Raw genomic sequence first — 17093 nt, forward strand, 5'->3', positions numbered from 1 at the left:
TGATTTTTGCAATGGTCTCAGGCCGTCTGAAATTCCTCCGTTTTTTCACTCATATCAAAACTGCTTTTCCGTGCAGCTTCTATAATCCGCGCCAACCAAAACAACAAAACCAACCTCAAATGAACCTACGCTACTGGCTTGCGGCGGCGCGTTTGCGCACACTGCCGCTGGCGCTTGCGGGCACGCTCGCGGGCAGTCTGGCTGCCGCCGTGCAGCATCGGGCGGATTTCGCCGTCGCTGTTTTGAGCACGGCAACAGCCGTTTCCTTGCAGATGTTCGCCAACTTCGCCAACGATTACGGCGACGGCTGCCGCGGTACTGACGGCGCATCGCGTCGGGGGCCGCAGCGCATGGTCGGCTCGGGGCGCATCGCCCGCCAAACCATGAAACGTGCACTTTGTCTGAGCGCGGCGGTCTGCTGCCTTCTCGGGTTGGCATTGCTGGCGGCGGCATTCGGGCGGACGGGCGGATTTTGGGCGCAGACATGGCCGTGGCTGGCAGCGGGCGCCTTGTCGCTGGCAGCGGCCTACGGCTACACGGCGGGACACAAACCCTACGGTTACGCGGGTTTTGGCGATTTGGCTGTCTTTGTATTTTTCGGTCTGCTGGCGGTGGCAGGGACGGCGTTTCTGCAAACAGGCCGTCTGAACGCCGTCACGCTGCTGCCCGCCTGCGCGGTGGGATTTTGGTGCGTGATGGTGCTGAACCTCAACAATATGCGCGACATCGAGGGCGATGCGGCTTCGGGTAAACGCACGCTCGCCGTGCGCTTGGGATTGGCGCGCGCCAAACGCTACCATACTGCGCTTGCGCTTACGGCTGCGATGTGCTGGGGAGTATGGCTGCTGCGCAGTTTCAGCGGCACAGGTTTGGCGGCATTGTGCGGCCTGCTGGGCGTGCTGACCGCCGCGCATCTGGTTATGGCGGGAAAAGCCCGAAACAGTGCGGATTTCGACAAGCTGCTGCCGCAATGGAGCATGGCGGTATCGGCCTGGGTGGCGGCATTGTGGGTGGCAGCGTTGCTTGGGGCGGTAGGTGGTTATTGATATGGTATGATTCGGTATCCCGCCATCCATGGGAAATACGGCTGTGAAGGCGTTTATCAATACGTTTGTCTGCTATTTTTTAGGCAATTTGGCTTTCTCTATCGCTTATTGGGCTTATGATGACGGCGGCTACTCCTTTGGAGATCGGATAAAATGATCGGCCGTTTTTGCGTTGGCCGCTATGCTAATCAGCGTGCTTTTGGAAATATAAACCCCGCAGGCCGGCAGCTGCGGGGGTATTTTTATACCTAAAAACGGTTGTATTTATTCGTCATAGCAATCATGAAAATCCATAAAAGGCAGATCCACATAACGATATAGCCGGCGGTAAAAAGAAAATTCTCGAATGCGGTCATGGGCGTACGGGGCAGTATCTGAAGCATTCTACGGGTACGCCGAAAAGCATATATACAAATTCATTGACCGCCAAAACAAGCAGCGGTTTTTTGTATCTTTTCAGGATTTTTCGGAGAGATGCCCACATGTTACGGCCTTTTTTTCCATCGGTCATGCCGTACGGCAATTCCCAATGCAAGCGGCAGCAGGAATCTGGCATACGGGTAAAGCGGACCATTTATATGTCAGTAACCATGAGTCCTGCTGCGTTCGCCCGTGTCCGGAAAAAATTAATCCAAACAGTGATGACGATCACAAGAGTAATATCGTAATTTTTTTGAAAAAACCGAACATGTCATTAACCGATGAGAAAATTACAGCCCCAATAGAGCAATTTCAAATTTTGAGCGCCAACGGACTTGGGCTGTAACAATACAGACTTTAAGCCGACGGTCTTTAGCGGTATAAGCCAGCCAGCTTTTGTAAAAAGCCTTCAGCACTTTTGCTACACTATTGATTCTACTATTTTTTAGTAAATTAAAGGTTTCATCCTGCCCTTTACTTTGCAAATATTTCAGAAAATCATCATTTCCAAAGATTAATTTCAGTTCGTCAGGTATCAGTTCGGTAATTGAACGGGCAATCCCGTCAGCCAAAATCGCAAGCGGTCTGATCCGTTCATGGCAGGTACCGATTTCGGCAAACATTGCATCAGCCATTTCAACCACTTCTTCCGTAATTTGATCAGGACGGGGTGATACGACACCGTCAAATAATGCGCAGATGATTCCGACATGGGCTTCTTGAACTTTTTATCCATTTTATTTCTCCTAAAATTTTATAGACTTGGCGTTTACGGCTGTGCAGAGGCAGTCGCGGAAGTTTGAGGGTTGTCCGATTGGAAGCGGACATCGCCCTCGGTTTTGAATGAGGCACACCCTGCTGCTGCGGCCAGAATGGCGGCAGGCAGTCCGACGGCTGTCGGGAGATGCGCTTTGAACTTTGGTTTCATCATTGTTTCTCCTATGGTTGGTTTTGAAATATCCGCCGGACAGTTTGCATTGCCTGTCTGATTCGGATGAATAAATTATACTAATGATAAATTTATTGGCAAGAATAAATTTATCAAATTTTAATATATTTCTATATCACTTTGTTCTGCATCGGAATTTTTTGTCTTGTGCTTTTTAGCCGTTTCAGATGGCATCCTGTCTAAAAGGATATCGTGCAAAAAAACCAAACGGGATAAACCGCTTGGCCTTTTTAATTCTGCGCGTCAGTCCAATACCGACCACCAAAACACCCTGCCGATGATTTCGACGGCTTCTCCGTTGACAATTTCGTCGGGATAAAAGCTGTTTTCGCTTTTGATTCTGATTTTTCCGCCCGGCAGGCGGTAGAGGTATTTGACGCGGTAGAGATCGTCGTGACGGAAGGCATAGATTTTGCCGTCTTTGATTTGGGTTGCACCCTTGTCGACGGCCAATGTCGTGCCGTCGGGAATTTTGCTCTCCATGCTGTCGCCGTCGAGCGTGCAACAGAACACATTCTCTTTACTGATGCCCTTGCGCCAGAGCGTGGCTTTTCCGAACGGCAACTGCAATCCGCCGTCGTCGGACTGTTCGAATGTTCCCGTTCCGCCTGCGAATCCGATTTGTTTGTAAAACGGGACAAATGCGTAGTCGTCCTGAGGCAGCGGGTCGTTGGCCGCCCAAAAGCGCAGCGGCGGAGCCGGGGAAATTTCGCTGCTTTTCGCTGCGGTTTCCTGCACATCGTCATCCAGCCAACCTGCGGGCAGACCCAACGCTTTTTCGATATGGGCGGCCAGTCCGTCGCCGATGTTGCGATGGCCTTTGAGCCATTGGTTGACTTGGGCGGGCTGTTTGCCGACGGCTTCGGCAAAGTTTTTCTGTCGTCCGCCGAAATGTTTGTTTATCAGCAGGCGTACTTTTTCGGGGCGTGTCATGAGGCGGCTTCTGATGGTTTTGATTGATTTGAATATATCAAAATAAATCTATCATTTCAATGGTTACACTTGCTGTCCTCTCTCTCTCAACATGCCGTCTGAAAAAATTAACCGTAAAACGCTAAAACCGATGCCGTCTGAAACATGATTTTTCAGACGGCATGGTTTGTTTGGAAGATGGTTTTGGTAATTTTGCGGACGGCGCAGGATTGTTGCGCGGGATTGGCGGAAAAAGGCGGCGGCGGTTTGCGCAACGGGGGAAAGCGGGGTAAAAGACGGAAGATTTGCCGTTTCAGACGGCCTTTAGCGACAACAGCATTTGCATCAGCATAAAGGAGCAGAAGATGCAGTTTTTAGCCAAGCTCAGCAGCCAGCTGACCCGTTTTACCGCCGCCATCATTATTTTTGCGGCGGTCATTGCCATGATCGAGCCTGCCACGTTTGCGTGGGTCAAGGGAGATGTGCAGATTTGGGTGTTGGGCATCATTATGCTGGGGATGGGGATTACGCTGGGCAAGCGCGATTATGTGGTTTTGGCGCAGCGGCCGCTGGATATTTTTATCGGCGCGCTGGCGCAATATACGATTATGCCGCTTCTGGCGGTTGGGATTGCGAAGGCACTCGGCCTTTCAGACGGCCTGACGCTGGGGCTGGTGTTGGTCGGAACCTGTCCGGGCGGGGTATCGTCGAATATTATGAGTTTTCTGGCGAAGGGCGATGTGGCGTTTTCGGTGGGGATGACGACGGTTTCGACGGTTTTGGCACCGGTGGTAACGCCGCTTTGGATGACGGTTTTGGTCGGGCAGACGGTGGAGATGGACGGCTGGGCGATGTTTGAATTCATGCTGCTGGTGACGCTGTTGCCGGTGGTGGTCGGCTCGGGGGCGAACATTCTGCTTCAGGGGCGGCGCTGGTTTGACGATGTGCGCGCGGCGATGCCGGGCGTGGCAGTGTTGGCGTTTGCCTGTATCGTCGGCGGGGTGGCGGCGGTACACGGCCACCGTTTTATGGATTCTGCGGCGGTGATGCTGGCGGCGATTGCGGCGCACAATATTTTGGGTTATGTGCTGGGCTATTACGCGGGCGCGGCGGTCGGGATGGATACGGCGAAAAAGCGCACGCTTGCGATTGAGGTGGGCGTGCAGAACGCGGGTTTGGCAACGGGTTTGAGCGCGAAGTTTTTCCCGGCCAGCGCGGAATCTGCAGTGGCGACGGCGGTGGCCTGCGTGTGGCATTCCGTGTCGGGTACGGTGCTGGGCAACCTGTTTGCGTGGTGGAGTAAGCGAAAAGGGCAGGGCGGTTGAGCGTTTCAACGACCTCTCAATCGAAAAGGCCGTCTGAATTTTTTCAGACGGCCTTCTTTTTAGTGGCGTTCAAAATCAGAACACAGCCTGCAACACCAGATAGCACGCCACCGACAACACCGCGGCGGCGGGCAGGGTAATCACCCAAGCCAGGCCGATGGGTTTCATCAGCGACCAGTTGGCGTCGAGGTTGACCAGGCCGATGCCTAAAACGGCGCCGACGAGGATGTGGGTACTCGACACGGGCAAGCCCATCAGCGACGCACCCATCACGACGGCGGCGGCGGAAAGCTCGGCGGAGAAGCCGGAAGAGGGGTGCATTTTTGCCAAATCCGAGCCGACGGTTTTAATCACGTCCTTGCCGATAAACCACAGGCCGACAATCAGGGCGATGCCGAAGGTCAGCATGGCGACGGGCGGAACGGCGTTTTGCTCGGTGATGTTGCCCGAACGCAAAACGTCCATAATCGCGGCAAACGGGCCGATGGCATTGGCAATGTCGTTGGCGCCGTGGCTGAAGGCGAAACCGCAGGCGGTAAAGACCTGCATCCAGCTGAACATCTGAAATGTGGATTTGCCCAAATCTTTGCGTTTGAGGTTTTTGGCGAACACGAATGTTCCCATCCAAACGCCCGCGCCGATCATGAAAATGGTCAGGAAGCTGTTGACGTTGCTCAGCCCCAAATGCAGGTTTTTCAGGCCTTTGAAAATCAGCATCGACGACACCATCATCGCGCCGACCGAGGCAATCACAGGTACCCACGAATGCAGCGCGCGGTAGGAGTCGACACCCTCTTTCCGCACGTCCAATTCATACAGACCACGGTAATAATCGGATTGCAGCTCGTCGGGATCGAAATCCGCTTCGTCGTAAATCTGCGCGTCGTGCGAGAGTTTGGTGGCGTAATCGGCTTTGCCGGCGTCGTCGAGACCCTCGAAAAATTCGTTGTGGCGCGCTTTGTAGGCACGGCGTTCCTGCTTGATTTCGGCCAGCGTTTTGTCTGCCCAGGCGTTGTAGTCCAACACATATTTTTTAACCAGGCCGAACACGACAAACGACACTGCGCCGCCCAATACCGGCGACAACACCCACGAAACCGCAATCTCGCCGAGTTTGCCCCATTTAATCAGGCCGCCCGCCTCAACATGGCTCATAAACGCCAGACACAGCGCGCTGCCGACGATGCCGCCGATAATTGCGTGCGTCGTCGAAACCGGCAGCCCTTTTTTGGTGGCAAACAACAGCCACAGCGCCGCCGCCAACAGCGCCGACATCATGATATAGACAAACTGCATCGGCTCGAGGCTCATCGCGTTCAAATCGATAATCCCTTTGCGGATGGTATCCGTTACCTCGCCACCGGCAATCACCGCGCCGCTGACCTCAAACACCGCCGCAATCAAAAGCGCCTGCGGAATCGTCAGCGTACCCGAACCGACGGAAGTTCCGAACGAGTTGGCAATATCGTTGCCGCCCACGTTAAACGCCATAAACACGCCGAACATCGTCGCCAGAATAAATAAAACGGCATGATTGCTATGCGTATAATCCAAGCCCCAAACGATAAAATAGCCGACCATGCCCACAAGCATAGCGGCGAAAAAGGCATTAATCAGCTTCAGGTTTGATCCCGGTTGAGCCTGATTCATGAATGTCTTCCTTGCAAATAATTGGAACGCCCGCAAAAGCGGAAATTTTTTCAAGCGGCGATCTTGCCGACATTGGGCATTGTAACCCGTAATCCGCGTTCTGCCACCTCTTTCAACAAGAAATTTGCGCTGCCTCATCAACTGCGCAAAATCAGTTAAAATAAGCCTTTCCCCCCGAATTTCCCACCATCATGAACAGCCAATACTACATCGGCCTGATGTCCGGCACCAGCATGGACGGTGCCGACGCCGTCCTCATCAAAATGAACGGCTGCCAATGGCAGGGCGCGCTCGCCCACAGCTTCGTTCCCTTTTCAGGCGGCCTCAAAGCACAACTCCTCGATCTGCAAAACGAAGGCCGCAACGAACTCCACCGCAGCCGCATCCTCGCCCAAAACCTCAGCGTCCTCTACGCCCGCGCCGTTGCCGACCTCCTCTCCGCACAAAACCTCAGGCCGTCTGAAATCACCGCCATCGGCTGCCACGGCCAAACCATACGCCACGCCCCCGAACACGGATACAGCATCCAAATCGCCGACCTGCCCCTCCTCGCCGAACTCACCGGCATCTTTACCGTCGGCGACTTCCGCAGCCGCGACCTCGCCGCCGGCGGACAAGGCGCCCCCCTCGTCCCCGCCTTCCACCAAGCTCTGTTCCAAAGCCCCGACGAAACCCGCGTCGTCCTCAACATCGGCGGCATTTCCAACATCAGCGTCCTCCCCCCCGAGGAAGCCGCCTTCGGCTTCGACACCGGCCCCGGCAACATGCTCATGGATGCCTGGACACAACACATCTGGCAGCTCCCCTACGACAAAAACGGCGAAAAAGCCGCACAAGGCCGTCTCCTCCCCGACCTCCTCAACCGCCTGCTCGACCACCCCTACTTCGCCCACCCCCACCCCAAAAGCACAGGCCGCGAACTCTTCTCCCTCGACTGGCTCAGAGGCCGTCTGAAAGGCGGCGAAGCTCCCGAAGACGTTCTCAAAACCCTGCTTCACTACACCGCCCAAACCATCTGCGACGCCACCCACCGCGCCGCCCCAGACGTGCGCAACCTCTACATCTGCGGCGGCGGCATCCGCAACACTACCCTCATCCAAACCCTGCACGACCTCTTTACCGTGCGCAACACCATGCTCCACAGCACCCAAACCCTCAACCTCGACCCCCAATGGGTCGAAGCCGCCGCCTTCGCCTGGCTCGCCGCCTGCTGGATCAACCGAATCCCCGGCAACCCCGAGCGCGCCACCGGCGCAAAAAAGCCCTGCATCTTAGGTGCAGGGCATTATGCTTGAGCGGTAGGGATAACGGCCGGCTGTTTGCGGTTCGGCGGTTGCGGAATATTTCCAACCGCCGGTTTGGAGGCCGCTGTTTACTGCTGCGGGGCAGTTGCGGGTTTGACCGGCTCGAATGCGGGCGGAGCATCGGTCTGCGGGGCTTCAGGATGCTGATCTGCTTCGGGTGTTTCAGGGCGCGGTTTGCGGCGTTCCGCTTTGTCCGCCGCACGCTGTTTGCGCTGTTCCAGCCATTGCTGCTGCTGTTTGGGCGTCAATACCTGGAACATGGCGTGGAAGTTTTTCAGACGGCGCAGTTGTGCGGCTTCGTGCTGCGGTTTGTGTTCGGCGCGATCGGCGTTCATATCGGCAATCATGCGGTCGGATTCGGCTTCCTCTTCGCCGATCAGACGGCGGGCGGCAGCCTCGTCGAATTTTTTACCGCTGATTAATTTATCGACGGCTGCCTGACGTTCGGCTTCTTTTTTTATCCGTTCCTCGTGCTGCGCTTCCAAGCTGGCAAATTTGGCTTTCATTTTTTCCTCGTGCGCACTGCGTTCGGCCTGACGTTCCCGGCGCTCGTTTTCGAGAATTTTCCGGATTTTGGCTTTTTGGCGGCTGCTTAAATCCAAGCGGTCGAAACCGTGCGGCAGGTGCTCGGAACGCGTGCAGTCGCGGGAGCAGTCGTAGGCGGGTTTGTCTTTGGGCGGCTGGGCGGCGCAGGCGGTAGCGGAAAGGGTCAGCGCGGCAGTAGCGGCGGCGAGGTATTTTTTCATGATTATTATCCTGGTTGGGGAGTGTCTGTGAAAACCGACGGTATCGGCTTAATTTATGATAGTAAAGGGAATGGTTAAGATGTGTAGGGATTATGAAAACTTACCCGACAAGACATAATTTCAGACGGCATTAAAAACAGCGCACCTCCACGGATACGCTGTTTTTAATGCCGTCTGAACGGTTACTCTATATATTTAATGGTAAATGCCCAAAACTTCCGCCGTACTGCTGAGAATTTCCTCCGCCAATGCGGGGTTGTCGTTGAGCTTCACGCCATAAGCGGGTACGAGTTCTTTCAGACGGCCTGACCAGCGTTCGGCGCGGTCGGGGAAGCATTGGTTGACGAGTTTGATCATCAGCGGAACAGAGGTGGAGGCGCCGGGCGAGGCGCCCAAGAGCGCGGCCAGCGAGCCGTCGGCGTGGGCGACGAGTTCGGTGCCGAACTGCAATACGCCGCCTTTTTGGTTGTCTTTTTTAATGACTTGAACGCGCTGTCCGGCGGTAATCAGTTCCCACTCGTCGGGATTGGCCTGCGGGTAGTATTCCAGCAGCGAGGCGATGCGTTCGTCTTTGGTTTTGCGCAATTCGCCGAGCAGGTATTTGGTCAGAGGCATGTTGTCCAAACCCGCGCGCAGCATGGGATAGAGGTTGTCGAAGTGGATGGACGTCGGTAAATCCATCAGCGAACCCTGTTTGAGGAAGTTGGGTTTGAAGCCGGCGTAAGGGCCGAACATCAGGAAACGTTTGCCGCCGATGTTGCGGGTGTCGAGATGGGGAACCGACATCGGCGGGGCGCCGACTGAGGCTTGTCCGTAAACTTTGGCGTTGTGCTGCTGCGCGGTCGCTTCGTTTTTGTTGTGCAGAAACAGGCCGGAAACGGGGAAGCCGCCGTAGCCTTTGCCTTCGGGAATGCCGGATTTCTGCAACAGCGGCAGCGCGCCGCCGCCTGCGCCCAAAAAAACAAAACGGCTGCGGAACGTCAGCTGCTGCGCGGGGTCGGCGGTGGCGACGGTTTTCACCACCCAAGCGCCGTCGGCCTCGCGGGTAATGTCTTCGACGTGGCGGTTGGTTTGCAGCTTCACGCCGTTTTGGGTCAGATAATGAATCATCTGGCGGGTCAGGTTGCCGAAATCGACGTCGGTGCCCTCGGCGGAATAAGTGGCGGCCAGCGGTTGCGCTTCGTCGCGGCCGTCCACCGTCAGCGGCGCCCATTCGCGGATTTTGCTGCGGTCGGTCGAAAATTCCATTTTTTCAAACAGCTTCTGCGGTTTGAAGGCGTCGTAACGCTTTTGCAGATAATCGCAATGGTCGGCCGTCATCACCAGCGACATGTGCGGCACGGTATTGATAAACGAGTTGTCGGCCAGACGGCCTTCTTTCACCAGCGACGCCCAAAACTGGCGGCTGATCTGAAACTGCTCGGCAATGCCCAGCGCACGTGCGGGATCGACTTTGCCGTCCGAACCCCGCGGCGCATAGTTCAGCTCGCACAAGGCCGAATGCCCCGTACCCGCGTTGTTCAACGCATCGGACGATTCCAGCGCCACATCGCCCAGCCGCTCGATAATCGTAATCTCCCAATCAGGCTCCAGCTCTTTCAGCAACACACCGAGCGTGGCGCTCATAATCCCGCCTCCCACCAATACCACATCAGTCGCGTCAGCCATGGTTTGACTCCTTGAAAACAGGCGTTGCCGCCTTTGCCGCCGTTTGAAGCCGAATTTATTAAGATATTCGGGCCGTTTCCGGCTGTTTGATTATATGTTTATATGCCGAATCCGCGTGCACGGATTGTTGACAACCTGTCCGGCAGAATTTATTAGATTTTTCGGATAAAAGCAAAGATTTTGTGCAACAGACGGTTAAATTATAAAAATCAAGGCCGTCTGAAACATTCAGACGGCCTTGATTCATCGGCAAAAGCGCGGGAATGTTTGATAGATTGTTAATTTATTAAATTTTTCGGATTTTTGTAGTTTACTGTAGTTTATGTAGGTTGAGGCCGTCTGAAAAACTCATTTTTGAAGTAAAAAATCCCTTTTTCCGACACGAAACCGCCCAACGGAATATCGTGCGCCTCGCGCGGCAAAACGCCGACCATCTGGCAATCGAAACCTACGCCCAGCGTTTTGAGCGGCAAACGGTGGCGCAAAGCCGCCAGCGAGACATCGTAAAATCCGCCTGCCTGCCCCAAACGGTAGCCCTGCGCGTCGATGCCGACCACGGGCACCAACAGCAAATCCAAATCGTGCGCACGGATTTTGCGCCCCGCAAACTGCGGAATATAAAGTTTGCTCCGCCCGCGTTTGCGTTCCGGCGCCGCACCGTCCGAGTGATACGGCGTAAACCAGAGCCGTTTTTCGCGCGGCTCGATATAGGGTAGGAAAAGCCGCGCGCCGCGCTTTAAGGCCGTCTGAAAAAACAGGTTTAATTCAAGTTCCTTACCCATCGGCCAATACGCCCCGATCCGCGCCCCGCGCTTGGCAAAACGCTTGAGCAGGCGGTTGGCCGCCAGCGTCGCCGCGGCGCGCTCTTCACGGCTCATCGCGCTGCAGGCGCGGCGCAGTTGGCGGCGCAGTTCGGTTTTCTCCTGATTTTTCACGGTACGGCCTTTGCTGTTAGAATCGGTCGGATTTATTATAAGACGGTGGCGGCAGGCTGCAAACCGCGCTTTGCGGGCATGAGGCCGTCTGAAAAAAACAGGAAACCGAACCATGTGGCACATCGTCGTCATCGGCTATCTTTTTGTTGCCGTTATGTTTTCCCTTGCCCAGCCGAGTATCGTGCGGGCGCTGGTTTATCTCGCATTTTTGGCGGTTTCCCCGACCGTTTTGCTGATGTGGATTGCACTCGTGCGCCACCGCAACCGCAGGTTGAAACAGGAAGCGCAGGCCGAATCCGCCGAGGCGCAAAACCACGCGCAAAGGCCGTCTGAAAGCGCAAAACCCCCGTGGCCGCCCTTTTCAGACGGCCTCAAATCCTATATAATCCGCAGGCTTTCGTTTTTGAAAGCCTCGTTTTTTTTCAAACTACGCCCACTTTCGCCGAAGGGTGCTTGATGAAATCAAGTTCTATGCGATTGAATGTGTGCTCCTAACCCTTTCAATTTTAAGGAATATTATGTCTCAAATTACCATGCGTCAGATGATTGAAGCCGGTGTCCACTTTGGTCACCAAACCCGTTTCTGGAATCCGAAAATGGAACAATACATTTTCGGCGCGCGCAACAAAATTCACATCGTCAACCTGGAAAAAACCCTGCCGCTGTTCCAAGAGGCTCAAGAAGCTGTACGCCGTCTGGTTGCCAACAAAGGCACTGTACTGTTTGTCGGTACCAAACGCCAAGCGCGCGAAATCATCAAAGAAGAAGCTGTCCGCGCCGGTATGCCCTACGTTGACTACCGTTGGTTGGGCGGTATGCTGACCAACTACAAAACCGTTAAGCAGTCCATCAAACGTCTGGAAGAAAAATCAGTCGCTCTGGAAAACGCTGCCGAAAGCGGTTTTAACAAAAAAGAAATCCTCGAAATGCAGCGCGACGTTGAAAAACTTGAGCGTTCGCTCGGCGGCATCAAAAACATGAAAGGCCTGCCCGACGCGATTTTCGTGATTGATACCGGCTACCAAAAAGGCGCGCTGGTCGAAGCCGAAAAATTGGGCATTCCTGTGATTGCCGTTGTCGATACCAACAACAGCCCCGACGGCGTGAAATACGTTATCCCGGGCAACGACGACTCTGCCAAAGCCATCCGCCTCTACTGCCGCGGCATCGCCGATGCAGTTTTGGAAGGCAAAAACCAAGCCTTGCAGGAAACCGTCGCTGCGGCGCAAGCCGCTGCCGAGTAAGGCAGATTGGAAAGAGGGGCTTCTTGCCCCTTTTTTAAAAAACCGTTTGACTGCCGTCTGAAACATTCAGACGGCCCGAATCGAATTTCCCGCATACGGGGTTTTGACCGTATGTTTCCCAAAATTCAAGGAGTGTGAACATGGCAGAAATTACTGCAAAAATGGTTGCCGACCTGCGCGCCGCCACCGGCCTGGGCATGATGGAATGCAAAAAAGCGCTGGTTGAAGCCGAAGGCAACATGGAAAAAGCCGAAGAAATCCTGCGCATCAAATCCGGCGCGAAAGCAGGCAAACTGGCCGGCCGTACCGCTGCCGAAGGCGTTTTGGCCGTTGCCGTCGAAGGCAATACCGGTGCATTGGTCGAAGTAAACTGCGAAACCGACTTCGTCGCCAAAGACGCAGGCTTCGTCGCATTTGCCAATTCCGTTGCCAAAACCGCTGCTGCTAAAAAACCGGCAACCGTCGAAGAATTGAGCGCATTGGTTGAAGAAGAGCGCAAAGCCATCATCGCCAAACTGGGCGAAAACATGTCTGTCCGCCGTTTCCAAATCATCGAAACCCCGAACAGCCTCGTTGCCTATATCCACGGCGCATTGGCGACCGAAGGCGTATTGGTCGAATACAAAGGCTCCGAAGAAGCCGCCCGCAAAGTCGGTATGCACATCGTTGCCGCCAAACCGCAATGCGTGTCCGAAGCCGAAGTTGATGCAGATCTGGTTGAAAAAGAACGCCACATCTACACCGAACAAGCCATCGCATCCGGTAAACCCGCCGACATCGCCGCTAAAATGGTTGAAGGCCGCATCAAAAAATACCTCGCCGAAGTTACCCTCAACGGCCAGGCATTTGTAATGAACCCCGACCAAACCGTTGCCCAATTCCTGAAAGAAAACGGCTCCGAAGTGGTTTCATTCGTACGCTACAAAGTTGGCGACGGTATCGAAAAAGCCGTGGTGGACTACGCTGCCGAAGTGGCCGCCGCCGCCAAGGTTTAATATGCAGCATTAAGAAAAGCACCCGGCTTCATTCGGAATCGGGTGCTTTTTTTGGAAGGCGGGTTTTGAAAAACAGATGGTTCGGGCGGAAGGTTTTTGGGCAAACCGTTTTAAGGCCGTCTGAAAACCGTTTCAGACGGCCTTCTATCAACGGCCGGACTTCCACTTTTTGATAAAGTCAAAAAAAGTAGCGAAAGCTGCCAAAAAGAGCAGCATGATAACCGTATTCTTATCAAGAAAAATACTGACGGCGGCTTCCCGGCCGAAATAAATGCCGAACATAATGCAGAAAGCCACCGACATGCCAATGTAATAATACAAAAACTTAAAAAAGAGATATGTTTTGAGATATTGCATCATCAATACATTCCTTATATTTTTAGTAGCCCGCACGTATCTGATAGTTAGGCAGCTATTTCTTCAATTTAGCCAAAGCTTTGCATTCTGGGCTGTTGCTGGCCGCGAGAGCTCCCCCAGCTATAGCGCCTATCCCTGTGAAATAAGGGCTTTTCGTGAACAGCGCTCCTGCGGTTGCACCCATGGTAAACCCATTATTTATATCATCACGGCATTCTTTTTCCAGTGCGATGATATCGTCGCAATCTTTGCAACCGGATGCGCCGCCACTGACGAGAATATATTCATAACGGTATAATGGCTTCATTTTGAAACTCCTTTAGGTTGTACGTCAAGGTTAAAAGATTATTTGTAACAAAACATCTGATAAGCGCTTATTGGCGGTAATGATAGTTTGTATCATTTTTATTGTTAACCTAATTTGTTTTATAACCACTTGAAATATAACCATATTGTATAAAACGAGATGTTGCGGAATGCCTGCGGGCGTAACCGAGCCAAGTGTGCGGCTTGCCCTGCGCGGGCACCTTTAATGCTTTGAAAAACAAAAATAGAAGCACTACAATCACTGCGGTTGCAGAAAACGTTTGTCCAATCTATCGAGAGGCCGTCTGAAAACATTTCAAACGGCCGATAGCCAACCCGAAGAAAGCAAGGTATCCCATGACACAGCAAACAAAATACAAACGCGTTTTATTGAAACTTTCCGGCGAAGCCCTGATGGGCAAAGACGCATTCGGCATCAACCGCGACACCATCATGCAGATTGTCGGCCAAGTCAAAGAAATCGTTGATTTGGGCGTACAGGTCGGCGTAGTGGTCGGCGGCGGCAACATCTTCCGCGGCGTCTCCGCCCAAGCCGGCAGCATGGACCGCGCCACCGCAGACTACATGGGCATGATGGCCACCGTCATGAACGCCCTCGCCCTCAAAGACGCCTTCGAATCACTCGGTCTCAAAGCCCGCGTCCAATCCGCCCTCTCCATGCAGCAGATTGCCGAAACCTACGCCCGCCCCAAAGCCATTCAGTATCTCGAAGAAGGCAAAGTCGTCATCTTCGCCGCCGGCACCGGCAACCCCTTCTTCACCACCGACACCGCCGCCGCCCTGCGCGGCGCGGAAATGAACTGCGACGTGATGCTCAAAGCCACCAACGTCGACGGCATGTACACTGCCGACCCGAAAAAAGACCCGTCGGCCACCCGCTACGAAACCATTACCTTTGACGAAGCCATCGAGAAAAACCTCAAAGTGATGGACGCCACCGCCTTTACCCTCTGCCGCGAACGCAAACTCAACATCGTCGTGTTCGGCATCGCCAAAGAAGGCGCCCTCAAGCGCGTGGTTTCGGGCGAAGACGAAGGCACATTGGTTCATTGCTGATTTTTTAGGCTGGAAAACGGTAAAGGCCGTCTGAAGATTTTCAGACGGCCTGTTTTTATCTGGAAGCACTAAGATGTTGTAGGTTGGATTCTTGAATCCGACAAAACAACCTTGTGATGGTTCAGCGGTATATCACATGAGGGGGAATCCATCGAAATCCAGCCCCTTGCATACAGGCGATAAGCATTCGCCTCTCCCTCTCGGGTGTTACTTTGCTATTTGTTCCAACTGAGTATATGCATTTCTCGTGAAATGTTTGTGTGTCGGTTCTTGTAACGCCTTCACGATACCAACGACCTGGTACTTGTACGGAGGAGGAACACCCTGCGATCAGCAACAAAGTAGCTATAGTTAATGTGTTTTTTCTCATTTGTTTGCTTTTATCTTTTACTTTTAGGTTCATTACCACGGCCTTTGCCTGAAGGGTTTCCGGTTTTGCTTGGATAATTGGGATTGAGAGGGGTTGGTCTACCTGTTTTACTCGGAAAGTTAGGGTTTGTTGCCATAATGTTGATCCTTTGAAAAATCCTTAGAAATTTGCCAAGAAACGGCAAGCGGGATAATATCCTGTTAAATTGATGTTTCTCAATCTGGAAAAACGGTTTTTAAGACCGATTTTCGGTTTAAAATCCCGAATATTTACAAGGAATTAAAATGGCAGTCAACGACAAAATCCGTGCCTTGCGCGAGTTGAACAACTGGTCGCAGGAGGATATGGCGGAGCGCATGAATATTTCCAAAAGCAGCTATTCCCGCCTTGAGCGCGATGAGAGTAAATTGGAATTTGTCAAAATTGGAAAAACTGGCTGCTATTTTTAAGATTGATATTGCGGAATTGATAACATCTGATGACAAAGGATTGTTTTTGCTGATTGGTGCAAACAGCGGAGACAATACCAATTATTACGGCAATCCCGAAATAGCGGTTGAATTGGAAAAACTGAAATTAAGTCTGAAACATACGCAGGAGTTGCTGCTGATAAAAGATGAAATGTTGGCACAGAAAAACAATGAAATCGAAGCGCTAAAATCGTTGCTGGCTGTGTTGCAGAAATAGGCAAAGGCCGTCTGAAAAGAAAGTTCTTTTCAGACGGCCTTTGGTTTTGGGGGTAAACAGGTTCGGATATTTTTCAGACGGCCTGATGCCGGTTGCGCGACAAAAGGCCGTCTGAAAAACGGCAGAAACGCCGTCCTCCGCCATATTGTGGCAAATCGGCAATGTTTGCCCGTTTTTACATAAAACGCATAGGCGGCGGGTGTTCCCGTTGCAGCGGGCTTAGACGGCGGGCAGGTTGTGAGGCTGGGTTTTTGTGTAAAATATTTTTGCGTTTCAGACGGCCTGACGGATTGAATAGCCAAGATTTGCACGGTAAACTTACGCAATTAAAAATTTTTATGAATTACTCACAAAATGAAACCCGCTTTTGACGTAAAGTCAGCCCGTCTGGATGTGCTGGCTGTTCATCTGCATACCGCAGATCTAACCGAATTAGAAGATTTTCTAAGCCGCCGCGCAGGGCAGCTGCGCGAATTGGAATATATGCCGCTGGTGTTGGATGTTCAGGATTTCGAGTATCCCGAATCGCTGAATCTGGCGGCGGTGATTTCGCTGTTTGCCCGCTACGGGATGCAGATTTTGGGGCTGCGTCACGAGAGCGAGGTGTGGGCGCCTTATGCGGCGCGGTTCCATTTGGTGTTCAACCGCAGCGATAAAAACGGCGAAACGTCGCAGGCGGCCGCTACGGTTGCGGCTGCGCCAGTACCCGCGCCGGTTCAGGCGACCGTTATCAGCAATCCGACCGTATTGATCAGTACGCCCGTGCGCACCGGTCAGCAGGTTTATGCGGAAAACGGCGATTTGATCGTTACCGGAAATGTGAGCCAGGGCGCGGAACTTATCGCCGACGGCAATATCCATATTTATGCGCCGATGCGCGGCCGTGCGCTGGCCGGTGCGAAAGGCAATAAAGACGCACGCATCTTTATCCATTCCATGCAGGCGGAGCTTGTGTCCGTCGCGGGGATTTACCGCAATTTCGAGCAGGATCTGCCCGCTCATCTGCATAAAAAACCCGTACAGGTTTCGTTGCAGGATAACCGTTTGGTCATCGCTGCAATCGACGCCAAATAACTATTCTTAAGTATCTGAAAAAAGGAAA

18 protein-coding genes and 1 pseudogene are annotated in these 17093 nt (G+C 53.2%); 10 read left to right on the top strand and 9 right to left on the bottom strand.

The window, feature by feature from the left end:
• Window positions 1–119: 119 nt before the first annotated feature.
• Window positions 120–1046, top strand: coding sequence for a 1,4-dihydroxy-2-naphthoate octaprenyltransferase (menA, locus tag BG910_RS06790; protein ID WP_089037177.1), 927 nt, complete (start codon window positions 120–122; stop codon window positions 1044–1046).
• A 710-nt stretch (window positions 1047–1756) separates the two neighbouring features.
• Here menA and BG910_RS06800 read toward each other — a convergent pair.
• The 3 genes from BG910_RS06800 to BG910_RS06805 all read right to left on the bottom strand — a co-directional run bounded on the left by BG910_RS06800 (window position 1757) and on the right by BG910_RS06805 (window position 3348).
• Window positions 1757–2101, bottom strand: coding sequence for a hypothetical protein (locus tag BG910_RS06800; protein WP_232462170.1), 345 nt, complete (start codon window positions 2099–2101; stop codon window positions 1757–1759).
• A 134-nt stretch (window positions 2102–2235) separates the two neighbouring features.
• Window positions 2236–2397: a hypothetical protein gene (locus BG910_RS12290; protein ID WP_157694047.1), complete on the bottom strand. Its 162-nt coding sequence runs from the start codon at window positions 2395–2397 to the stop codon at window positions 2236–2238.
• A gap of 261 nt (window positions 2398–2658) precedes the next feature.
• Entirely contained in the window at window positions 2659–3348 is a 690-nt protein-coding gene (locus tag BG910_RS06805; RefSeq protein ID WP_089036191.1) for a S24 family peptidase, read from the bottom strand.
• 344 nt (window positions 3349–3692) lie between these two features.
• On the opposite strand from BG910_RS06805, the gene BG910_RS06810 reads away from it, so the two are divergent.
• Entirely contained in the window at window positions 3693–4652 is a 960-nt protein-coding gene (locus BG910_RS06810; protein WP_089036192.1) for a bile acid:sodium symporter family protein, read from the top strand.
• Between the two features lie 75 nt (window positions 4653–4727).
• Here BG910_RS06810 and BG910_RS06815 read toward each other — a convergent pair whose 3' ends face one another.
• Window positions 4728–6302, bottom strand: a complete 1575-nt coding sequence (locus tag BG910_RS06815; protein ID WP_089036193.1) for an inorganic phosphate transporter — start codon at window positions 6300–6302, stop codon at window positions 4728–4730.
• Between the two features lie 191 nt (window positions 6303–6493).
• Between BG910_RS06815 and BG910_RS06820 the strand changes: the two genes are divergently transcribed.
• Window positions 6494–7597 (top strand): anhydro-N-acetylmuramic acid kinase, encoded by a 1104-nt coding sequence (locus tag BG910_RS06820; protein ID WP_089036194.1) that lies wholly within the window; start codon window positions 6494–6496, stop codon window positions 7595–7597.
• A gap of 77 nt (window positions 7598–7674) precedes the next feature.
• Here BG910_RS06820 and BG910_RS06825 read toward each other — a convergent pair whose 3' ends face one another.
• From BG910_RS06825 to BG910_RS06835, 3 genes are all read right to left on the bottom strand, one after another.
• Complete coding sequence (locus BG910_RS06825) at window positions 7675–8352, bottom strand: Spy/CpxP family protein refolding chaperone (RefSeq protein ID WP_089036195.1); 678 nt, start codon at window positions 8350–8352, stop codon at window positions 7675–7677.
• A gap of 195 nt (window positions 8353–8547) precedes the next feature.
• Window positions 8548–10020 carry a malate:quinone oxidoreductase gene (locus BG910_RS06830; protein WP_089036196.1) on the bottom strand — a complete coding sequence of 491 codons (1473 nt, stop codon included), beginning with the start codon at window positions 10018–10020 and terminating at the stop codon, window positions 8548–8550.
• Window positions 10021–10340: 320 nt separating this feature from the next.
• Complete coding sequence (locus BG910_RS06835) at window positions 10341–10955, bottom strand: 5-formyltetrahydrofolate cyclo-ligase (RefSeq protein WP_089036197.1); 615 nt, start codon at window positions 10953–10955, stop codon at window positions 10341–10343.
• A 112-nt stretch (window positions 10956–11067) separates the two neighbouring features.
• On the opposite strand from BG910_RS06835, the pseudogene BG910_RS06840 reads away from it, so the two are divergent.
• The 3 genes and pseudogenes from BG910_RS06840 to tsf all read left to right on the top strand — a co-directional run.
• A pseudogene (locus BG910_RS06840) lies at window positions 11068–11304 on the top strand (hypothetical protein); the annotation flags it as partial.
• A 169-nt stretch (window positions 11305–11473) separates the two neighbouring features.
• Complete coding sequence (rpsB, locus tag BG910_RS06845; RefSeq protein WP_089036198.1) at window positions 11474–12199, top strand: 30S ribosomal protein S2; 726 nt, start codon at window positions 11474–11476, stop codon at window positions 12197–12199.
• 140 nt (window positions 12200–12339) lie between these two features.
• Window positions 12340–13194 carry a translation elongation factor Ts gene (tsf, locus tag BG910_RS06850; protein WP_089036199.1) on the top strand — a complete coding sequence of 285 codons (855 nt, stop codon included), beginning with the start codon at window positions 12340–12342 and terminating at the stop codon, window positions 13192–13194.
• Between the two features lie 147 nt (window positions 13195–13341).
• Here tsf and BG910_RS06855 read toward each other — a convergent pair whose 3' ends face one another.
• Together BG910_RS06855 and BG910_RS06860 are read right to left on the bottom strand one after the other, a co-directional pair.
• Window positions 13342–13554, bottom strand: coding sequence for a hypothetical protein (locus tag BG910_RS06855; RefSeq protein ID WP_123805966.1), 213 nt, complete (start codon window positions 13552–13554; stop codon window positions 13342–13344).
• Between the two features lie 52 nt (window positions 13555–13606).
• Entirely contained in the window at window positions 13607–13858 is a 252-nt protein-coding gene (locus tag BG910_RS06860) for a hypothetical protein (RefSeq protein ID WP_089036201.1), read from the bottom strand.
• Window positions 13859–14214: 356 nt separating this feature from the next.
• Here BG910_RS06860 and pyrH point away from each other — a divergent pair, with 356 nt between their 5' ends.
• The 4 genes from pyrH (at window position 14215) to minC (ending at window position 17065) form a co-directional block, all read left to right on the top strand.
• A complete protein-coding gene (gene pyrH, locus BG910_RS06865; protein ID WP_089036202.1) occupies window positions 14215–14934 on the top strand; it encodes a UMP kinase in 720 nt (239 codons plus the stop codon).
• 654 nt (window positions 14935–15588) lie between these two features.
• The gene (locus BG910_RS12795) at window positions 15589–15753 is read left to right on the top strand and encodes a helix-turn-helix domain-containing protein (RefSeq protein ID WP_232462171.1); all 165 of its coding nucleotides are present in this window, start codon (window positions 15589–15591) and stop codon (window positions 15751–15753) included.
• Window positions 15728–15991, top strand: coding sequence for a hypothetical protein (locus tag BG910_RS06870; RefSeq protein WP_232462172.1), 264 nt, complete (start codon window positions 15728–15730; stop codon window positions 15989–15991). Before BG910_RS12795 ends, BG910_RS06870 begins: the two co-directional genes overlap by 26 nt.
• A 354-nt stretch (window positions 15992–16345) precedes the next feature.
• Entirely contained in the window at window positions 16346–17065 is a 720-nt protein-coding gene (gene minC / locus BG910_RS06875) for a septum site-determining protein MinC (RefSeq protein ID WP_089036203.1), read from the top strand.
• The last annotated feature ends 28 nt before the right edge of the window (window positions 17066–17093 follow it).

The sequence above is a fragment of the Neisseria chenwenguii genome, from assembly GCF_002216145.1.
Classification (GTDB): Bacteria; Pseudomonadota; Gammaproteobacteria; order Burkholderiales; family Neisseriaceae; genus Neisseria; species Neisseria chenwenguii.

What these genes read in the sequence shown, in the direction of transcription:
- BG910_RS06800 (WP_232462170.1), bottom strand. Translation starts at nt 2,101, where the DNA reads ATGGCTGATGCAATGTTTGCCGAAATCGGTACCTGCCATGAACGGATC.
- tsf (WP_089036199.1), top strand. Translation starts at nt 12,340, where the DNA reads ATGGCAGAAATTACTGCAAAAATGGTTGCCGACCTGCGCGCCGCCACC.
- pyrH (WP_089036202.1), top strand. Translation starts at nt 14,215, where the DNA reads ATGACACAGCAAACAAAATACAAACGCGTTTTATTGAAACTTTCCGGC.
- BG910_RS06855 (WP_123805966.1), bottom strand. Translation starts at nt 13,554, where the DNA reads ATGATGCAATATCTCAAAACATATCTCTTTTTTAAGTTTTTGTATTAT.
- BG910_RS06820 (WP_089036194.1), top strand. Translation starts at nt 6,494, where the DNA reads ATGAACAGCCAATACTACATCGGCCTGATGTCCGGCACCAGCATGGAC.
- BG910_RS06830 (WP_089036196.1), bottom strand. Translation starts at nt 10,020, where the DNA reads ATGGCTGACGCGACTGATGTGGTATTGGTGGGAGGCGGGATTATGAGC.
- BG910_RS06860 (WP_089036201.1), bottom strand. Translation starts at nt 13,858, where the DNA reads ATGAAGCCATTATACCGTTATGAATATATTCTCGTCAGTGGCGGCGCA.
- minC (WP_089036203.1), top strand. Translation starts at nt 16,346, where the DNA reads ATGAAACCCGCTTTTGACGTAAAGTCAGCCCGTCTGGATGTGCTGGCT.
- BG910_RS06805 (WP_089036191.1), bottom strand. Translation starts at nt 3,348, where the DNA reads ATGACACGCCCCGAAAAAGTACGCCTGCTGATAAACAAACATTTCGGC.
- menA (WP_089037177.1), top strand. Translation starts at nt 120, where the DNA reads ATGAACCTACGCTACTGGCTTGCGGCGGCGCGTTTGCGCACACTGCCG.
- BG910_RS06815 (WP_089036193.1), bottom strand. Translation starts at nt 6,302, where the DNA reads ATGAATCAGGCTCAACCGGGATCAAACCTGAAGCTGATTAATGCCTTT.
- rpsB (WP_089036198.1), top strand. Translation starts at nt 11,474, where the DNA reads ATGTCTCAAATTACCATGCGTCAGATGATTGAAGCCGGTGTCCACTTT.
- BG910_RS12795 (WP_232462171.1), top strand. Translation starts at nt 15,589, where the DNA reads ATGGCAGTCAACGACAAAATCCGTGCCTTGCGCGAGTTGAACAACTGG.
- BG910_RS06825 (WP_089036195.1), bottom strand. Translation starts at nt 8,352, where the DNA reads ATGAAAAAATACCTCGCCGCCGCTACTGCCGCGCTGACCCTTTCCGCT.
- BG910_RS06810 (WP_089036192.1), top strand. Translation starts at nt 3,693, where the DNA reads ATGCAGTTTTTAGCCAAGCTCAGCAGCCAGCTGACCCGTTTTACCGCC.
- BG910_RS12290 (WP_157694047.1), bottom strand. Translation starts at nt 2,397, where the DNA reads ATGATGAAACCAAAGTTCAAAGCGCATCTCCCGACAGCCGTCGGACTG.